Genomic DNA, 16,885 nt, shown 5'->3' with positions numbered 1-16,885 from the left:
CATCCACCCCGCTCCTATTCCATGCCCAGCTCTTTGAGCTTGCGGGTCAGGGTATTGCGCCCCCAGCCCAGCAGGCGCGCGGCTTCCTGTTTGTGCCCTTGGGTGTGGCGCAGGGCGGTGGTGAGCAGCGTGCGCTCCATTTCCGGCTGCGCTTCCGACAGCAGGTTTTGATGACCGGAACGCAGCGCGCGATCGGCCCACTGCGCCAGCAGCGTGGCCCAGCTGTCCGGCAGACTGTGGCTGGGGCTTTCCGGCGCGGCGGTTTCGAACAGTTCACCCGGCAGATCCTGGATCAGCACTTCCTGCCCGGCGGCCATCACCGTCAGCCAGCGGCAGGTGTTCTCCAGCTGGCGCACGTTGCCCGGCCAGGGCAGGCGGGTGAGCGCGGTTTCGGTTTCCGGGTGTAGGTTCTTGGCTTCGACGCCTAACTCTTTGGCGGCGATCTGCAGGAAGTGGCGCGCCAGCCGCGGGATGTCTTCACGGCGCTCGCGCAGCGGCGGCAGGTGTACGCGGATCACGTTCAGGCGGTGGAACAGATCCTCGCGGAACTTGCCTTCCTGCACCCGCAGCTCCAGGTTCTGGTGCGTGGCGGCGATGATGCGCACGTCGACCTTCACCGGCGCATAGCCGCCGACCCGGTAGAACTGGCCGTCTGCCAGCACCCGCAGCAGGCGCGTTTGCACGTCGAGCGGCATATCGCCGATCTCGTCGAGGAACAGTGTACCGCCGTCGGCCTGTTCAAAGCGGCCCTGACGGATTTGGTTAGCGCCGGTGAAGGCGCCTTTCTCGTGGCCGAACAGCTCGGACTCGATCAGATCCTTGGGGATGGCGGCCATGTTCAGGGCGATGAACGGCGACTTGGCGCGCGGGCTGTGGCGGTGCAGCGCATGCGCCACAAGTTCCTTGCCGGTGCCGGATTCGCCGTTGATCAACACGCTGATCGACGAACGCGACAGCCGGCCGATGATGCGAAACACGTCCTGCATCGCCGGCGCTTCGCCGATGATGTCCGCCGCCGGATCGCTGGCCGGCTGGCTGCGCACCGGCTGCTGCTGCTCCTGATAATGGCTGATGGCGCGCTCGACCAGCGCCACCGCTTCGTCGATGTCGAACGGCTTCGGCAGGTAGTCGAAGGCCCCTTGCTGATAGGCGCTGACGGCGGCGTCCAAATCCGAATGCGCGGTCATGATGATCACCGGCAGCATCGGATGGCGCTGTTTGATCTGCTTGAGCAGCGCCAGGCCGTCTATACCCGGCATGCGGATATCGGACAGCAGCACGTCGGGGGTTTGCGTGGCCAAGGCTTCCAGCACGTCATTGCCGCCTTCGAAGGTGGCGCAGCTCAGGCCCGCGCCGGTGAGCGCACGCTCAAGCACCCAGCGGATGGAGCTATCGTCATCGACGATCCAGACTATCCCTCGTTGCATAGCAAACCTCACTGACGAATGGGCAGGTAGACCGAGAATTCGGTATGACCTGGCCAACTGTTGAATTCAATTTTTCCGCAATGCTGATCGATAAGATTGCGGGCGATGGATAATCCCAGGCCGGTACCGCCTTCACGGCCGCTGACCATCGGGTAGAACAGCGTGTCCTGCAGCTGCGCCGGTACGCCGGGGCCGTCGTCTTCGACGTCGATGCGCGCCGCCAGGCGGTAGCGGGTGCCGTGCAACGTAATCTGAAACGCGGTGCGGGTGCGCAGCGTGATGGTGCCGCCCGCTTCGCCCAGCGCCTGCAGCGCGTTGCGGGTGATGTTCAGCAGCACCTGTTCAATCTGATCCGGGTCGTGGGCCATTTCCGGCAGGCTCGGATCGTAGTCGCGCACCAGCGTGACGTTATCCGGCATTTCCAGCGACACCAGCTGGCAGACGCGCTCCGCGACCTGATGAATGCTCTGGGTAATGTGCTGGCCGGGCCGCTGTGGGCCGAGCAGGCGATCCACCAGATTGCGCAGCCGATCGGCCTGCTCAATGATCACCTTGGTGTATTCGGTCAGCGCCGGATCGGGCAGTGCCTTGGCCAGCAGCTGCGCCGCGCCGCGCAGGCCGCCCAGCGGATTCTTAATCTCGTGCGCCAAACCGCGCACCAGATCGCGAGCCGCCACCTGTTGGGCATGCTGCAGCTGTTCCTGGCTCAGGCGGCGCTGATTGTCCATCGGCGCCAGCTCGACGAGGATATAACCTTCCGGCAGCGCCTGAGCGGTCAGGGAAAGGATATGCGCGCGGCCATCGACTACCAGGGTCACTTCGTTGTCGGTGAAGCCCTGACCGGCGCGCAGGCTTTCGCGCATCAAAGAGACGTTCAGCGAAAAATAACCGAGCAAATCGGGCAGCGGCGTGCCGAACAGCTTGCGGGAGCTTTGCGCCAGCAGCTGCTGTGCCGCCGGGTTGGCGTAGTGAACCGCCAGTGAGTCATCCAACAGCAGGATGCTGTTGATGAGTGAATTGAGGATCTGCCCAGCATCGGGCAGCTTGCCAGTTGCCATACAGCAGACTCCTGCACCTTTTTAGTGCATCTATCCTACTCCATCCGGGATCGGCGCGGTATGGAATAGTTTTGCAGAAAATACGGTGGAGAAAAAAACCCATCCGAAGATGGGCTGAAAGTTTCCACGGCAACAAAAAAGCGATAACAAAAATGTGGGCGCCGCCCACCTGTGCAGACGGCGCGGGTAGGGCTTAGACGCTGTAGTACAGTTCGAACTCAACCGGGTGTGGCGTCATGCGAACGCGGTCCATCTCTTCTTTGCGCAGTTCGATGTAGGCATCGATCGCATCGTCGGTGAACACGCCGCCGCGGGTCAGGAACTCGCGGTCTTCGTTCAGTGCGGCCATTGCTTCGTCCAGCGAGCCGGCCACTTTTGGGATCTCGGCTTCTTCTTCCGGCGGCAGGTCGTACAGGTTTTTGTCCATGGCGTCGCCAGGGTGGATCTTGTTGATGATGCCGTCCAGGCCGGCCATCAGCAGCGCGGCGAAGCACAGGTATGGGTTAGCCGCCGGATCCGGGAAGCGGGCTTCGATGCGGCGCGCTTTCGGGCTGGAGACCACCGGGATACGGATGGACGCGGAGCGGTTACGGGCGGAGTAAGCCAGCATCACCGGCGCTTCGTAGCCTGGCACCAGACGCTTGTACGAGTTGGTGGTCGGGTTGGCCAGGGCGTTGATCGCTTTGGCGTGCTTGATGATGCCGCCGATGTAGAACAGCGCGGTTTCAGACAGGCCGCCGTATTTGTCGCCGGCGAACAGGTTGGTGCCGTTCTTGGACAGCGACATGTGGCAGTGCATGCCGGAACCGTTGTCGCCGAACATAGGCTTCGGCATGAAGGTCGCGGTTTTGCCGAAGGCGTGCGCCACGTTGTGCACCACGTATTTGTAGATCTGAATTTCGTCGGCTTTCTTGGTCATGGTGTTGAAGCGGGTTGCCACTTCGTTCTGACCGGCGGTTGCCACTTCGTGGTGGTGCGCTTCAACCACCAGGCCCATCTCTTCCATGGTCAGACACATGGTGGAACGCAGATCCTGCGAAGAGTCGACCGGTGGAACCGGGAAGTAACCGCCTTTCACCGCCGGACGGTGGCCTTTGTTGCCGCCGTCGTATTTTGTACCGGAGTTCCAGGCGCCTTCGATGTCGTCGATGGCCACGTGGGAACCGCGGATGCTGCTGCCGAAGCGGATGTCGTCGAACAGGAAGAACTCAGGCTCTGGCCCGAACAGCACGGTATCCGCGATGCCGGAGGAGCGCAGGAAGTCTTCGGCGCGTTTGGAGATGGAGCGCGGGTCGCGATCGTAGCCTTGCATGGTGCCCGGCTCGAGAATGTCGCAGCGAATGATCAGCGTAGGTTCTTCGAAGAACGGATCCAGAACCGCCGTGCTGGCGTCCGGCATCAGCACCATGTCAGATTCGTTGATGCCCTTCCAACCACCGATAGAGGAGCCGTCAAACATTTTACCTTCTTCGAAGAAGTCGGCGTTTACCTGGTGAGCCGGGATAGTCACGTGCTGTTCCTTACCCTTGGTGTCAGTGAAACGCAGGTCTACGAATTTCACTTCATGCTCATTCAGCATCGTCAAAACGTGTTCAGCGGACATACTTAACTCTCCCGGTTTATCATTGTCGTCGTCGTGGAACGAATCTGTGGAACTGGCTTTTTTTCGCCTTGAAAAGACTAAAGCGAAAAGCGTGCCAACTTTTAGAAAAGGCTTTTATCGCCTCTCTGCGCGGGTTTTACCCAGCCACAGTATGCACCATCAACGATAAATTGCACTGTTATGGTGCAATAAGGGTGGGCGCGGGCACCGAAATGGTGCAAAAGTGCAACGATTGCGGCTTTTTGCACCGTGAAAGGGATCACAAACTGACCGGTACGCGGTTGTTTATAAGAGATGGTTGTGATCTTGTTTAGTCCCTCGCTTAATACGTGTACAATAGCGCGCTATTTCTAATGCCCGAGGCAAAGCTGTGATCGAAAATTTGCGTAACATCGCCATTATTGCCCACGTTGACCATGGTAAAACCACCCTGGTTGATAAGCTGCTGCAACAATCCGGTACTTTCGGAGAGCGTGCGGAAGCGACCGAACGCGTAATGGACTCCAACGATTTGGAGAAAGAGCGTGGGATTACCATCCTCGCAAAAAACACCGCCATTAATTGGAACGGTTACCGTATCAACATCGTGGATACCCCAGGACACGCCGACTTCGGCGGCGAGGTAGAACGCGTGATGTCGATGGTTGACTCGGTGCTGCTGGTTGTGGATGCAATGGATGGCCCTATGCCGCAAACCCGCTTCGTGACCAAGAAGGCCTTCGCCAACGGTCTGAAGCCGATCGTGGTCATCAACAAGGTTGACCGTCCTGGCGCGCGCCCTGACTGGGTTGTGGATCAGGTGTTCGATCTGTTCGTGAACCTCGACGCGACCGACGAGCAGCTCGACTTCCCGATCATCTACGCTTCTGCGCTGAACGGCATCGCCGGCGTCGACCACACCGACATGGCGGAAGACATGACCCCGTTGTATCAGGCGATCGTCGACCACGTGTCTGCGCCGCAGGTTGAGCTGGAAGCGCCATTCCAGATGCAGATCTCCCAGTTGGACTACAACAACTACCTGGGCGTTATCGGCATTGGCCGCATCAAGCGCGGTAAAGTGAAGCCGAACCAGCAGGTCACCATCATCGACAGCGAAGGTAAAACTCGCAACGGTAAAGTGGGCAAAGTGCTGGGCCACCTGGGTCTGGAGCGTATCGACAGCACCCTGGCGGAAGCGGGCGACATCATCGCCATCACCGGCCTGGGCGAGCTGAACATCTCCGACACCATCTGCGACACCAATGCCGTAGAAGCGCTGCCGGCGCTGTCCGTCGACGAGCCGACCGTAACCATGTTCTTCAACGTCAACACCTCGCCGTTCTGCGGTAAAGAAGGTAAGTACGTAACGTCGCGTCAGATCCTTGACCGTCTGAATAAAGAGCTGGTACACAACGTAGCGCTGCGCGTTGAAGAAACCGACGATGCGGACGCCTTCCGCGTATCCGGTCGTGGCGAACTGCACCTGTCGGTGCTGATCGAAAACATGCGTCGCGAAGGTTTCGAGCTGGCGGTTTCCCGTCCGAAAGTTATCTTCCGTGAAATCGATGGCCGCAAGCAGGAGCCATTCGAGAACGTAACGCTGGATATCGAAGAGCAGCATCAGGGTTCCGTGATGCAGGCGATGGGTGAGCGTAAAGCCGACCTGAAAAACATGGATCCGGACGGTAAGGGCCGCGTGCGTCTCGACTACGTGATCCCAAGCCGCGGTCTGATCGGCTTCCGTAACGAATTCATGACCATGACTTCGGGTACCGGCCTGCTGTACTCCACCTTCAGCCACTACGACGACGTGCGTCCGGGCGAAGTGGGCCAGCGTCAGAACGGCGTGCTGATCTCCAACGGCCAGGGCAAAGCGGTAGCGTTCGCGCTGTTCGGCCTGCAGGATCGCGGCAAGCTGTTCCTGGGCCACGGTGCAGAAGTGTATGAAGGCCAGATCATCGGTATTCACTCACGCTCTAACGACCTGACCGTAAACTGCCTGACCGGTAAGAAGCTGACCAACATGCGTGCTTCCGGTACTGACGAAGCGACTACCCTGGTTCCGGCCATCAAAATGACCCTGGAGCAAGCTCTGGAGTTCATCGATGACGACGAACTGGTAGAAGTGACGCCAACCTCGATCCGTATCCGTAAGCGTCACCTGACGGAAAACGATCGTAAGCGTGCCAGCCGCGGTCCTAAAGACGCTTAATCGCTGATTGAGTGTCTCATGCTTAGGGCGCGGTTCTCGCGCCCTGAGTTTTTTCCTCTGTTGTTCCCCGTTTGTGCGGCGCGCTATGCGCTTTTCCGTTCGCTCCCTGTTCAGCTGTTCCTTTTCCCGCTACAGTGAAATCTCACCGGCCCATCAGGAGAGGACTATGCTGTATATCTTTGATTTAGGTAATGTGATCGTCGATATCGATTTCAAGCGTGTGCTGGGCGTGTGGAGCAATTTGAGCGGCACGCCGTTGGCGGTGCTGTCCGATCGTTTCACCATGGGTGAGGTGTTCCAGCAACATGAACGCGGTGAAATCAGCGACGAAGACTTCGCCGGCAAGCTGTGCGATGAAATGGGCATCGCGCTCAGCTTCGAGCAATTCGCCACCGGCTGGCAGGCGGTATTCGTCGCGCTGCGCCCGGAAGTGATCGACATCATGCAGCGCCTGCGCAACGAGGGTCACCGGGTGGTGGTGCTGTCGAACACCAACCGTCTGCACTGCAACTACTGGCCGCAGCACTATCCTGAAGTGGCCGCCGCCGCCGATCATCTTTATCTGTCGCAAGATCTCGGCATGCGCAAGCCGGAGGCCGATATCTATCAACATGTGCTGGCTGCGGAAAACACCGCCGCCGCCGACGCGGTGTTCTTCGACGATCACCCGGCGAACGTCCTCGCCGCGCAGGCGCTGGGGATCAAGACGGTGCACGTCACCGATCGCGACGTGGTGCCGGCCTATTTTGCCCAATGAGCGCAGGGCGCGTTAAGCTTAAGGCGTATCAACTGACATCAAGGAGTGACCATGTCGTTTTTCCGCCGCAAGAAGCTGCCCTCTGCGATTAAGCCCGGCGTCACCTTCGGACGGTTGCTGTACCAGCGTATCGATCACGATGGCCTGACGATGTTGGCGGGCCATCTCGCCTATGTTTCCCTGCTGTCGCTGGTGCCGCTGGTCACCGTGGTGTTCGCGCTGTTCGCCGCTTTCCCGATGTTTTCCGACATCAGCGAACAGCTGAAGAGCTTCATCTTTTCCAATTTCGTGCCGGCCGCCGGCAACGTCATACAGAACTACCTGGAACAGTTCGTCGCCAACTCCAACAAGATGACCGCCGTCGGCACCTGCGGGCTGATCGTCACCGCGCTGCTGCTGATCTCCTCGGTGGACAGCGTGCTGAACACCATCTGGCGCAGCAAGAACAAGCGGCCGATCGTCTTCTCCTTCGCCGTGTACTGGATGGTGCTGACGCTGGGGCCGCTGCTGGTGGGTGCCAGCATGGCCATCAGCTCCTACCTGCTGTCGCTCAACTGGCTGGCACAGACCGGCGTCAACGGTTTGGTGGATCAGGTGCTGCGCATCTTCCCGCTGATTTTGTCGTGCATCTCCTTCTGGCTGCTGTATTGCATCGTGCCGACGGTGCGGGTGCCGCCCAAAGACGCGCTGATTGGCGCGGTGGTGGCCGGATTGCTGTTCGAGCTGGGCAAGAAGGGATTCGCGCTGTACGTCACCATGTTCCCCTCCTATCAGCTGATTTACGGCGTGCTGGCGGTGATCCCGATTTTATTCCTGTGGGTCTACTGGAGCTGGTGTATCGTGTTACTCGGCGCGGAAATCACCGTGACCATCGGCGAATACCGCGACTACCGCCGGCAGAAGGCGGAGCAACAGGAACAGAAACCAGAAGGGCAGCAGGAATGATTGCGTTGATTCAACGGGTGTTAAACGCCAGCGTCACGGTGGGTGGCGAGACGGTAGGCAAGATTGGCCCCGGTTTGTTAGTGTTATTGGGCGTGGAGCAGGGCGATAACGAGCAAAAAGCGCAGCGCCTGTGCGAACGCGTGTTGGGATACCGCATTTTCGGCGACGAGAACGACAAGATGAATCTCAACGTCCAGCAGGCCGGGGGCAGCGTGCTGGTCGTTTCGCAGTTCACCCTGGCGGCGGACACCCAAAAGGGCATGCGGCCCAGCTTCTCGCGCGGTGCTGCGCCGCAGGAAGCCGATCGGTTGTATCAATATTTTGTTGGCCAGTGCCGCGAACGCGGCGTAGAGACCCAGACCGGCGAGTTCGCCGCCGACATGCAGGTGGCGCTGGTCAACGATGGTCCGGTGACATTCTGGCTACAGGTCTAAGCATTCGGAGAACAGGCGTCTATGTATCACCTACGAGTACCCGTAACAGAGCAAGAACTGAAGGAGTATTACCAGTTTCGCTGGGAAATGCTGCGCAAGCCGCTGCACCAGCCGGTGGGTTCGGAAAAGGATGCCTATGACGCCATGGCCCATCACCAAATGGTGGTGGACGAGGCCGGTAAAATCGTCGCCATCGGGCGGCTGTACATCAATGCCGACAACGAGGCGGCGATCCGTTTTCTGGCGGTAGACCCGACGCTGCAGGATAAAGGGCTGGGGACGCTGGTGGCGATGACGCTGGAGTCCGTTGCGCGGCAGGAGGGCGTGAAGCGGGTGGTGTGTAGCGCCCGTGAGGACGCGGTGGACTTCTTCGCCAAGCTGGGGTTCGTCAATCAGGGGGAGATCACTGCGCCGCAGACCACCCCGATCCGCCACTTTTTGATGATCAAACCGGTAGCGACGCTGGACGATATCCTGCATCGCCCCGACTGGTGCGGCCAACTGCAGCAGGCCTGGTATGAACATATCCCGCTGAGCGAAAAGATGGGCGTGCGCATCAGCCAATACACCGGCCAGCGCTTCGTCACCACCATGCCGGAGATCGGCAACCAGAATCCACACCATACGCTGTTCGCCGGCAGCCTGTTCTCGCTGGCGACGCTGACCGCCTGGGGGCTGATTTGGCTGCTGCTGCGCGAGCGCCATCTCGGCGGCACCATCATTCTGGCGGACGCGCACATTCGCTACAGCAAACCGATCACCGGCAGGCCGCGGGCGGTGGCGGATCTCGGCTCGCTGAGCGGCGATTTGGCGCGTCTGGCGCGCGGCCGCCGCGCGCGCGTACACGCCGAAGTACATCTGTTCGGCGACGAGGATAAAGGCGCGGTGTTCGAAGGCACCTACATGGTGTTGCCGGCCGAGCCGGATGTGCCCTTGGATCAGGGCGGTTCTGAAGCGCTGGAAGAGTAAGGCGGCGGCCCTGCCCTGAGGGCGGGCCGCGCAGTGCATTACGGCAGTTGTTGGTTCACCGCTTGGCCGTCGCCGGCGGTGGCCTGCAGATTGCCCTTCAACGAGGCTTTGAACGGCCCGTCGCTGTTCAGCAGCCCTTTCAACTGCAGCTCAAGGTTGCCGTCGCCCGTCAGCGGCACCGGCTGCCATCCCCATTGCTGCAAAGTGTTGATCGGTACCGATCGGCCGTGCAGCGTCAGCTGGAACGGCTTGCCCGGCAGCTGATCGACGGTCGCTTTGGCCTCAAGCAACCCATTAGGCATAAAGGCGCTGAGCTCGGTGACGGCGATCTGATTGGCGTCGGCGTTCAGCGCCAGCGAAGGGCGCCGCACGTCTATTTTGTTGAAGGTCGCTTCGCTGCCGTTCAGGTTCAGCGAGCCGGACCAGATGCCCCATTGGCGATCGCGCGCCAGCAGCAGGTTGCTGCCGTAGCCGTCCAGCGCGGTGATCTGGAACGGGAATGCCGGGTTGATATCGATGATCAGATTGCGGTTGGTGGTCAGTTTAGTGACGTACACCTCCGCCAGCCAGTCCGGCAGCGGTTTCAGCCACAGCTCGCGCCAGTCGATCGGCAGGGTGTACTCCAGCGCCGCCATGGCCACTTCATCCAGCTGCAGGCGTTTGCCGGCGCGCAGCCAGTTGCCGGAGGTGCGCAGCAGCCCGCCTTCCCAGCGGGTGGTGAATTGCTGAATGGCGATGCCGGCGGAAGAGAGCCGCAGGGTGGCGATCGGATCGATCAGGTGGAAACTGCCGTTGATCACGTCGCCGGCGTTGACGTTGAGCGAGCCGTCTTCGCTGCGCCAGTCGCCTTTTTCGATGCTGACGTTTTGCAACGACAGATCGAGATCGTTAAACGCCCATGCCTTGCCTTCCAGGCGCGCGTCGATCAGATCGAAACGCTTGAGGGTGACCGGCGGCAGCGTGGTAAAGCGCTGCATGAATTCCGCCAGCGTCAGCGGGGTCTGCATGCGCACGCCGCTCAGCCGCAGGCGATCCACCTGCCAACTGCCGTCGGCGGCGCGGCTGGCCACGCCGGTCAGGTCGCCCTGCGCCAGATTGGCGCCGAAGTTGTTCAACAGCAGCTGGCCCTGTTTTTGCTCCCCCTGCACCAACACCTTCGAGGCGGGTATGCCGTTCAGCGTCATCGAACCGGCGCTGAACTGGAACTGGTTGTTGTCCCCCAGCAGATGGCCGGCCAGCGGGCGCCACGGCGTGATGCCGGCAGTGACCTGCTGTGCGTTGAGCTGCCACTCGCTATCGTTGGACTGCAACGCCATGTTGCTCAGCTGCAGCACGTCGGCCTGTACAGGCAGCGCCGCCGCCTGCGGCTGCACGTTCAACGTGCCGTCGCGCAGCGTGACGCTGTGGAAATAGCGCGGTTCGGTGATTTGGCGCAGGCTGAGGCCGAGATCGACGCGTTTGGCGACCAGCGCCTGCGGCTGGCCGTTGCGCGCCAGCTGCACGTCTTCCAGAGCGATCTGGTCCGGCTGGCTCCACGAATGGGTGATTTTTCCTATCGACAGGCGGTATTCGCTGTTGTCGCTGATCCAGGCGCTCAGGCGGCCTGCCGCCCAGCGAGTTTGCCCCACCAGGTACAGCACCACCACCGCCAACACGATCAGCAGCAGCAACGTCAGCAACAGCTTTCCGATAAATTTCATCGTCTACATCCGCATCGGTCAAAAAAGATACCCTGTTTATGCCGCAATTGGCCGGGCATCTCAAGGGCAATGGTCTGATAGACAATAAAAAACGGCCGCAAGCGGCCGTTTGAACATCAATGGACGGGGTACTTTTTCTCGTGTTCCTGCGGGAACACCAGGTTCAGCACGATGGCGGTAATGCCGCCGGCGGCGATGCCGGAAGAGAGCAGGGTTTTCAGCCAGTCCGGCGCGAACTGCAGGATCAGAGGTTGCTGGGAGACGCCCATGCCGACGGCCAGCGACAGCGCCATGATCATGATGGCGCGACGGTTCAGACGCTCGCGCGACACGATGCGCACGCCGGAGGCGGCGATGGTGCCGAACATCACGATGGTCGCGCCGCCCAGGACCGGCTCGGGAATGTGCTGTACGAAGCCGGCCACCGCCGGGAACAGCCCCAGCGCGATCAGCATCAGCGCCACCACGAAGCCGACGTAACGGCTGGCGACGCCGGTCAGCTGGATCACGCCGTTGTTCTGGCCGAAGCAGGAGTTGGGAAAGGTGTTGAACACTGCCGACAGCATCGAGTTCAGGCCGTTGGCCAGCACGCCGCCCTTCAGGCGCTTCATGTACAGCGGCCCGCTGACCGGCTGTTCGGAGACGTCGGAGGTGGCGGTGATGTCACCGATGGTTTCCAGCGAGGTGACCATAAAGATCAGCATCAGCGGCAGCAGCAGGTTCCAGTCGAAGCCCAGGCCGTAATAGAGCGGCGTGGGGATGGTGATCGCCGCTGTGGGGGCCGCCGGTGCGTCGGCGGGCAGCATGTCCATCGTCCAGGCCAACAGATAGCCGACCGCCATGGCGATCACCAGCGAAGCCACGCGCAGATAAGGGTTGCGCTGGCGGTTCAGCAGGATGATCACCGCCAGCACCGCGCCGGCCAGCAGCAGGTTTTTCGGCGAGCCGAAGCTGTGATCGTTCATCGCGGCGTAGCCGCCGCCGATCGAGGTCAGGCCGACCTGAATCAGCGACAGGCCGATGATCATCACCACGATGCCGGAAACCAGCGGGGTGATGATGCGGCGCGCCAGATGCAGCACGCGCGACAGCAAAATTTCGGTGCAGGAAGCGACCATCAGGGTGCCGAACAGCGCGGCCATCATGGTCGGCACGTCGGCGCCGCCGTTTTTCAGCGCCAGACCGCCCATGATCAGCGGCGAAACGAAGTTGAAGCTGGTGCCCTGAATCGACAGCAGCCCGGAACCCACCGGCCCCCAGGTTTTGATTTGCAGAATGGAAGCCAGACCGGAGGCGAACAGCGACATGCTGATGATGTGCTGGGTATCCTGTGCCGGCAGGCCCAGCGCCTGGCAGATCAGCAGGGCCGGAGTGATCACCGCGACGAACATCGCCAGCAGATGCTGGCCGGCGGCAAACAGCGTTTGCGGCAGCGGCGGGCGATCTTCCAGGCGATAAATCAGTTCACTGGCGCGGGGTTCTGAGGCGGCTTGGCGCGCGGCATCAAGCTCGGAGGATGACATGCTCATGGTGTGGCGTTTCCAGATACGGCAAAGCAGGCATTTTAATGCTCCGCCCCGCAAAAGCAAACGGTTGCGCGTAAATATTATGTTGCCGACTTTCTCGCTTATGTCGCATTTTCATTCATTTTTTCTTGTCATCTCAGCGTTTTTTACTTTTAATCCCGCACTCATCAAGTTTAAAAACTAAGTGGTTTTCTATAACTTATTATTTTTATTTGGATCTTTTCCCTTACATGGAGTACCTGGATGTTTCATCTTGATACTTATGGCACGTTAGTCGCGGCGACGCTGGTTTTGCTCCTCGGGGGCAAGTGCGTCAGAACCATTCCTCTGCTGCGAAAATATACCATTCCTGCTCCCGTCGCCGGCGGTTTGCTGGTGGCTCTCCTGCTGTTAGCCCTGAAAAAGCTCGTCAACTGGGAAATCAGTTTTGACATGTCGCTGAAGGACCCGCTGATGCTGGCCTTCTTCGCCACCATCGGCCTGAACGCCAACCTGGCGCGTTTGCGCGCCGGCGGCAAGGTGCTGGTGGTGTTCCTGTTCGTGGTGCTGGGGTTGCTTATCGTGCAGAACGCCATCGGCATCGGGATGGCGAAAATGCTGGGGCTGGATCCGCTGATGGGCCTGATCGCCGGGTCGATCACTCTGTCGGGCGGGCATGGTACCGGGGCGGCCTGGAGCAAGCTGTTCATCGAGCGCTACGGTTTTGAAAACGCGACGGAAGTCGCCATGGCCTGCGCCACCTTCGGGCTGGTGCTGGGCGGCCTGATCGGCGGCCCGGTGGCGCGCTATCTGGTCAAGCACTCCTCCACGCCGGAGGGTACCCCGGAAGACAGCGTGCAGCCGAGCGGCTTCGAGAAGCCGGAAAGCGGTCGCCTGATCACCTCGCTGGTGATGATCGAAACCATCGCCATGATCGCCATCTGTCTGAGCCTGGGGCAGCTGATTGCCGGCCTGCTGAGCGGCACGGTGTTTGAACTGCCGAACTTCGTTTGCGTGCTGTTCGTCGGGGTGATCCTCAGCAATACGCTGGCCTTCACCGGTTTCTATACCGTGTTCGAGCGGGCGGTATCGGTGCTGGGCAACGTCAGCCTGTCGCTGTTCCTGGCAATGGCACTGATGAGCCTGCGCCTGTGGGAGCTGGCCTCGCTGGCGCTGCCGATGTTGGCGATCCTGGCGGTGCAGACGCTGGTCATGGCGCTGTATGCGATCTTCGTTACCTACCGGGTGATGGGTAAAAACTACGACGCGGCGGTGCTGGCTGCCGGCCACTGCGGCTTCGGCATGGGCGCCACGCCGACGGCGATCGCCAACATGCAGGCGATCACCGATCGCTTCGGCCCTTCGCACGTGGCGTTTTTGGTGGTGCCGATGGTGGGGGCGTTCTTTATCGATATTGCCAACGCCATCGTCATCAAGCTGTATCTGCTGCTGCCGGTGTTCCCGGCGGTGGGGTGATATCACGAGTCATAATGAAAAGGGCGCCTGCGGCGCCCTTTTTTATGCGTTGGAATAACGCGCCTTCTCCGGCAGCCAGCGTTCTATCAGCGCCTGGGCGTGCTCCGGATAGTGCTGATGGAGATGGCGAGCGACGCGCTGCACTTCGGGGATCATCGCCTGGTCGCGCAGCAGATCCGCCACCTTGAATTCGGCGCTGCCGGTCTGGCGGGTGCCCAGCAGCTCGCCCGGGCCGCGGATCTCCAGATCGCGCTGCGCGATGACGAAGCCGTCGTTGCTGTCGCGCAGCACCTGCAGGCGCGTTTGCGCAGTCTTGCTCAGCGGCGTTTTGTACAGCAGCACGCAGTGTGAGGCCACGGCGCCGCGTCCTACGCGGCCGCGCAGCTGGTGGAGCTGCGCCAGGCCCAGCCGCTCCGGGTTTTCGATGATCATCAGGCTGGCGTTCGGCACGTCGACGCCGACTTCGATCACCGTAGTGGCGACCAACAGCTGCAGCTCGCCCTGTTTAAACGCCTGCATCACCGCCTGCTTTTCCTGCGCTTTCATGCGGCCGTGCACCAGCGCCACCTTCAGCTCCGGCAGCGCGGTTTTCAATTCTTCCCAGGTGGCTTCCGCCGCCTGCGCTTCCAGCAGTTCGGACTCTTCGATCAGCGTGCACACCCAGTAAGCCTGCCGCCCCTCTTCCAGACAGGCGCTCTTCACCCGTTGAATGATGTTGGCGCGGCGGGTATCGGGAATGGCGACGGTAGTCACCGGCGTGCGGCCCGGCGGCAGCTCGTCGATGACCGAGGTATCGAGATCGGCATAGGCGGTCATCGCCAGCGTGCGTGGGATCGGCGTGGCGGTCATGATCAGCTGATGGGCGTGGAAGCCCTGTTCTTCGCCTTTCTCCCACAGCGCCAGCCGCTGATGCACCCCGAAGCGGTGCTGCTCATCGATGATCACCAGCGCCAGGCCGTTAAATTGCACCTGCTCCTGGAAGATGGCGTGGGTGCCGACCACCATCGACACCTGACCGCTGGCGATGGCCTCCTGCTGCGCGATGCGCGCCTTGCCTTTCTGTTTGCCGGCCAGCCAGCCGACCTCCAGCCCCAGCGGTTCGAACCACTGGCGGAAATTGTTGGCGTGCTGCTCGGCCAGCAGCTCGGTCGGCGCCATCAGCGCCACCTGCTTGCCGTGCGCGATAGCGCGCAGCGCCGCCAGCGCCGCCACCAGCGTTTTGCCGGAGCCGACGTCGCCCTGCACCAGTCGCATCATCGGGAAGTCTTTTTGCATATCGGCTTCGATGTCGGCCACCACGCGCGTTTGCGCGCCGGTCGGCGAGAACGGCAGCTGGGCGAGAAAACGGTTTTTCAGCCGATCGTCTGGCAGCAGCGGCTGCGCCTGGTAACTCTGGGCGCCGGCGCGCACCGCCAGCATGCTGAGGTTATGCGCCAACAGCTCTTCGAGGATCAGGCGTTTTTGCGCCGGGTGTTTGCCCAGCTCCAGATCCGCCAGCTGGATGTCCGGCGGCGGGCGATGCAGGGTGTGCAGCGCCTGCGGCAGGCTCATCAGGCCGCCGCTCAGCTCCGACGGCAGCAGTTCGGCGATGGCGCAGGTATCCAGCAGCTCCAGCGCCTGATCGGTCAGCTTGCGCAGCGTGGCTTGCCGCACCCCTTCGGTGGTGGGGTAGACCGGCGTCAGCGACTCCTGCAGCTCGACTTCGCTGGCTTCGCCCTGAATGCGGTATTCCGGGTGGATGATCTCCGCGCCGTGGTTGCCGCGTTTGATCTCGCCGTAGGCGGTCACGCGGCGGCCGGTGGCCAGGCTGTTCTTCATCGCGGCGTTGAAGTTGAAGAACCGCATGGTGAGGATGCCGGTACCGTCGCTGATCTGGCAGGTCAGCATGCGGCGGCGGCCGAAGCTGATGTCGCTGCGCAGCACTTCCCCTTCTACCGTGGCGTAGATGCCCGGCAGCAGATCGTTGATCGGGTAGAGGCGAGTGCGGTCTTCGTAGCGCAGCGGCAGGTGCAGCAGCAGATCCTGAATGGTCTCGAGGCCAAGCTTGGCCAGTTTGCCCGCCTGGCTGGCGCCAACCCCGGAAAGCGTGGTGAGTGGGACAGCATCCAGCAGGCGGCCTTTCATTTGCGCACCGTCGCCTGCATGGCCGCCCACCATTCGGCGCTGGCGACCACCTGGCCCTGCTCGTCAATCTGCGGGCGTGGCAGCCCTTTGCGCTTGGCCACGTTGGCCAGCACCGGGTAGCCGCCTTCGAACAGCAGACGCTGCTGCTCTTCTTCATCCAGCATACTGTTGTCGCGGCGATACAGGCCGGCGTTCTGCCGCTGGCGCTGCGCTTCATACAGGATCAGTGCTGAGGCCACGGAGACGTTGAGCGATTGCACCATGCCGATCATCGGAATGACGATGTCCTGATCGGCCAGCGCCAGCGCTTCTTCGGTGATGCCGGTTTTTTCCTGGCCGAGCAGCACGCAGGTGGGCCGGGTGTAATCCACCTCGCGGAAATCGACCGCGCGCGCAGACAGATTGGTGGCCAGAATTTGCATGCCCTGCGCTTTCAGGTGACCGACCGCGTCGCCGATGGAGCGATGGGTTTTGACGCTGACCCAGCTGTTGCTGCCGGCGGCGGCGGAAACCAGGGTGCGCATGCGGGTGGTGGGCCACACGGCGTGGACCTGATGCACGCCGACGGCGTCGGCGGTGCGGATAATGGCGGAGACGTTATGCGGTTTGTGCACTTGCTCCAGGCAGACCGTCAAATCCGGCTGCCGGGTCGCGAGCATTTCACAAATCCGCGCATAGCGTTCAGGACTCATA

13 protein-coding genes are annotated in these 16,885 nt (G+C 61.3%); 6 read left to right on the top strand and 7 right to left on the bottom strand.

What is annotated here, in order from left to right; translation table 11 throughout:
• Positions 1–14 precede the first annotated feature (14 nt).
• The 3 genes from glnG to glnA all read right to left on the bottom strand — a co-directional run bounded on the left by glnG (position 15) and on the right by glnA (position 4,088).
• The gene (glnG, locus tag ACUXAC_RS24715) at positions 15–1,427 is read right to left on the bottom strand and encodes a nitrogen regulation protein NR(I) (protein ID WP_015379452.1); all 1,413 of its coding nucleotides are present in this window, start codon (positions 1,425–1,427) and stop codon (positions 15–17) included.
• Positions 1,428–1,435: 8 nt separating this feature from the next.
• Positions 1,436–2,485 (bottom strand): nitrogen regulation protein NR(II), encoded by a 1,050-nt coding sequence (gene glnL / locus ACUXAC_RS24710; RefSeq protein WP_004931246.1) that lies wholly within the window; start codon positions 2,483–2,485, stop codon positions 1,436–1,438.
• A gap of 193 nt (positions 2,486–2,678) precedes the next feature.
• The gene (gene glnA, locus ACUXAC_RS24705) at positions 2,679–4,088 is read right to left on the bottom strand and encodes a glutamate--ammonia ligase (RefSeq protein ID WP_019452181.1); all 1,410 of its coding nucleotides are present in this window, start codon (positions 4,086–4,088) and stop codon (positions 2,679–2,681) included.
• 370 nt (positions 4,089–4,458) lie between these two features.
• On the opposite strand from glnA, the gene typA reads away from it, so the two are divergent.
• The 5 genes from typA to fabY all read left to right on the top strand — a co-directional run bounded on the left by typA (position 4,459) and on the right by fabY (position 9,387).
• On the top strand, positions 4,459–6,282 hold the full coding sequence (gene typA, locus ACUXAC_RS24700; protein ID WP_004931243.1) for a ribosome-dependent GTPase TypA: 1,824 nt from the start codon (positions 4,459–4,461) through the stop codon (positions 6,280–6,282).
• A gap of 166 nt (positions 6,283–6,448) precedes the next feature.
• Positions 6,449–7,039, top strand: coding sequence for a glucose-1-phosphatase (gene yihX, locus ACUXAC_RS24695; protein WP_060425015.1), 591 nt, complete (start codon positions 6,449–6,451; stop codon positions 7,037–7,039).
• Positions 7,040–7,090: 51 nt separating this feature from the next.
• Positions 7,091–7,984, top strand: coding sequence for a virulence factor BrkB family protein (locus tag ACUXAC_RS24690; RefSeq protein WP_049201866.1), 894 nt, complete (start codon positions 7,091–7,093; stop codon positions 7,982–7,984).
• Positions 7,981–8,418: a D-aminoacyl-tRNA deacylase gene (gene dtd / locus ACUXAC_RS24685; protein ID WP_025304712.1), complete on the top strand. Its 438-nt coding sequence runs from the start codon at positions 7,981–7,983 to the stop codon at positions 8,416–8,418. Before ACUXAC_RS24690 ends, dtd begins: the two co-directional genes overlap by 4 nt.
• Positions 8,419–8,439: 21 nt before the next feature.
• Positions 8,440–9,387: a fatty acid biosynthesis protein FabY gene (gene fabY, locus ACUXAC_RS24680; protein WP_004931235.1), complete on the top strand. Its 948-nt coding sequence runs from the start codon at positions 8,440–8,442 to the stop codon at positions 9,385–9,387.
• A 38-nt stretch (positions 9,388–9,425) separates the two neighbouring features.
• Here the strand turns inward: fabY and ACUXAC_RS24675 are convergent, their stop codons facing one another.
• Both ACUXAC_RS24675 and ACUXAC_RS24670 read right to left on the bottom strand, forming a co-directional pair.
• The gene (locus ACUXAC_RS24675) at positions 9,426–11,087 is read right to left on the bottom strand and encodes an AsmA family protein (protein WP_102985147.1); all 1,662 of its coding nucleotides are present in this window, start codon (positions 11,085–11,087) and stop codon (positions 9,426–9,428) included.
• Positions 11,088–11,203: 116 nt separating this feature from the next.
• On the bottom strand, positions 11,204–12,616 hold the full coding sequence (locus tag ACUXAC_RS24670; protein ID WP_387445438.1) for a nucleobase:cation symporter-2 family protein: 1,413 nt from the start codon (positions 12,614–12,616) through the stop codon (positions 11,204–11,206).
• Between the two features lie 240 nt (positions 12,617–12,856).
• Here ACUXAC_RS24670 and gltS point away from each other — a divergent pair, with 240 nt between their 5' ends.
• Positions 12,857–14,068, top strand: coding sequence for a sodium/glutamate symporter (gene gltS, locus ACUXAC_RS24665; protein ID WP_038872558.1), 1,212 nt, complete (start codon positions 12,857–12,859; stop codon positions 14,066–14,068).
• Positions 14,069–14,110: 42 nt separating this feature from the next.
• On the opposite strand, the gene recG is transcribed toward gltS, so the two are convergent.
• Both recG and trmH read right to left on the bottom strand, forming a co-directional pair.
• Entirely contained in the window at positions 14,111–16,192 is a 2,082-nt protein-coding gene (gene recG, locus ACUXAC_RS24660; protein WP_387445441.1) for an ATP-dependent DNA helicase RecG, read from the bottom strand.
• Positions 16,189–16,884: a tRNA (guanosine(18)-2'-O)-methyltransferase TrmH gene (gene trmH, locus ACUXAC_RS24655; RefSeq protein WP_387445444.1), complete on the bottom strand. Its 696-nt coding sequence runs from the start codon at positions 16,882–16,884 to the stop codon at positions 16,189–16,191. Before trmH ends, recG begins: the two co-directional genes overlap by 4 nt.
• Position 16,885 lies beyond the last annotated feature (1 nt).

The organism is Serratia sp. 121840015-1 (genome assembly GCF_053627655.1).
The sequence above is the reverse complement of the archived record's forward strand: the minus strand, read 5'-3'. Positions and strand labels throughout refer to the sequence as shown.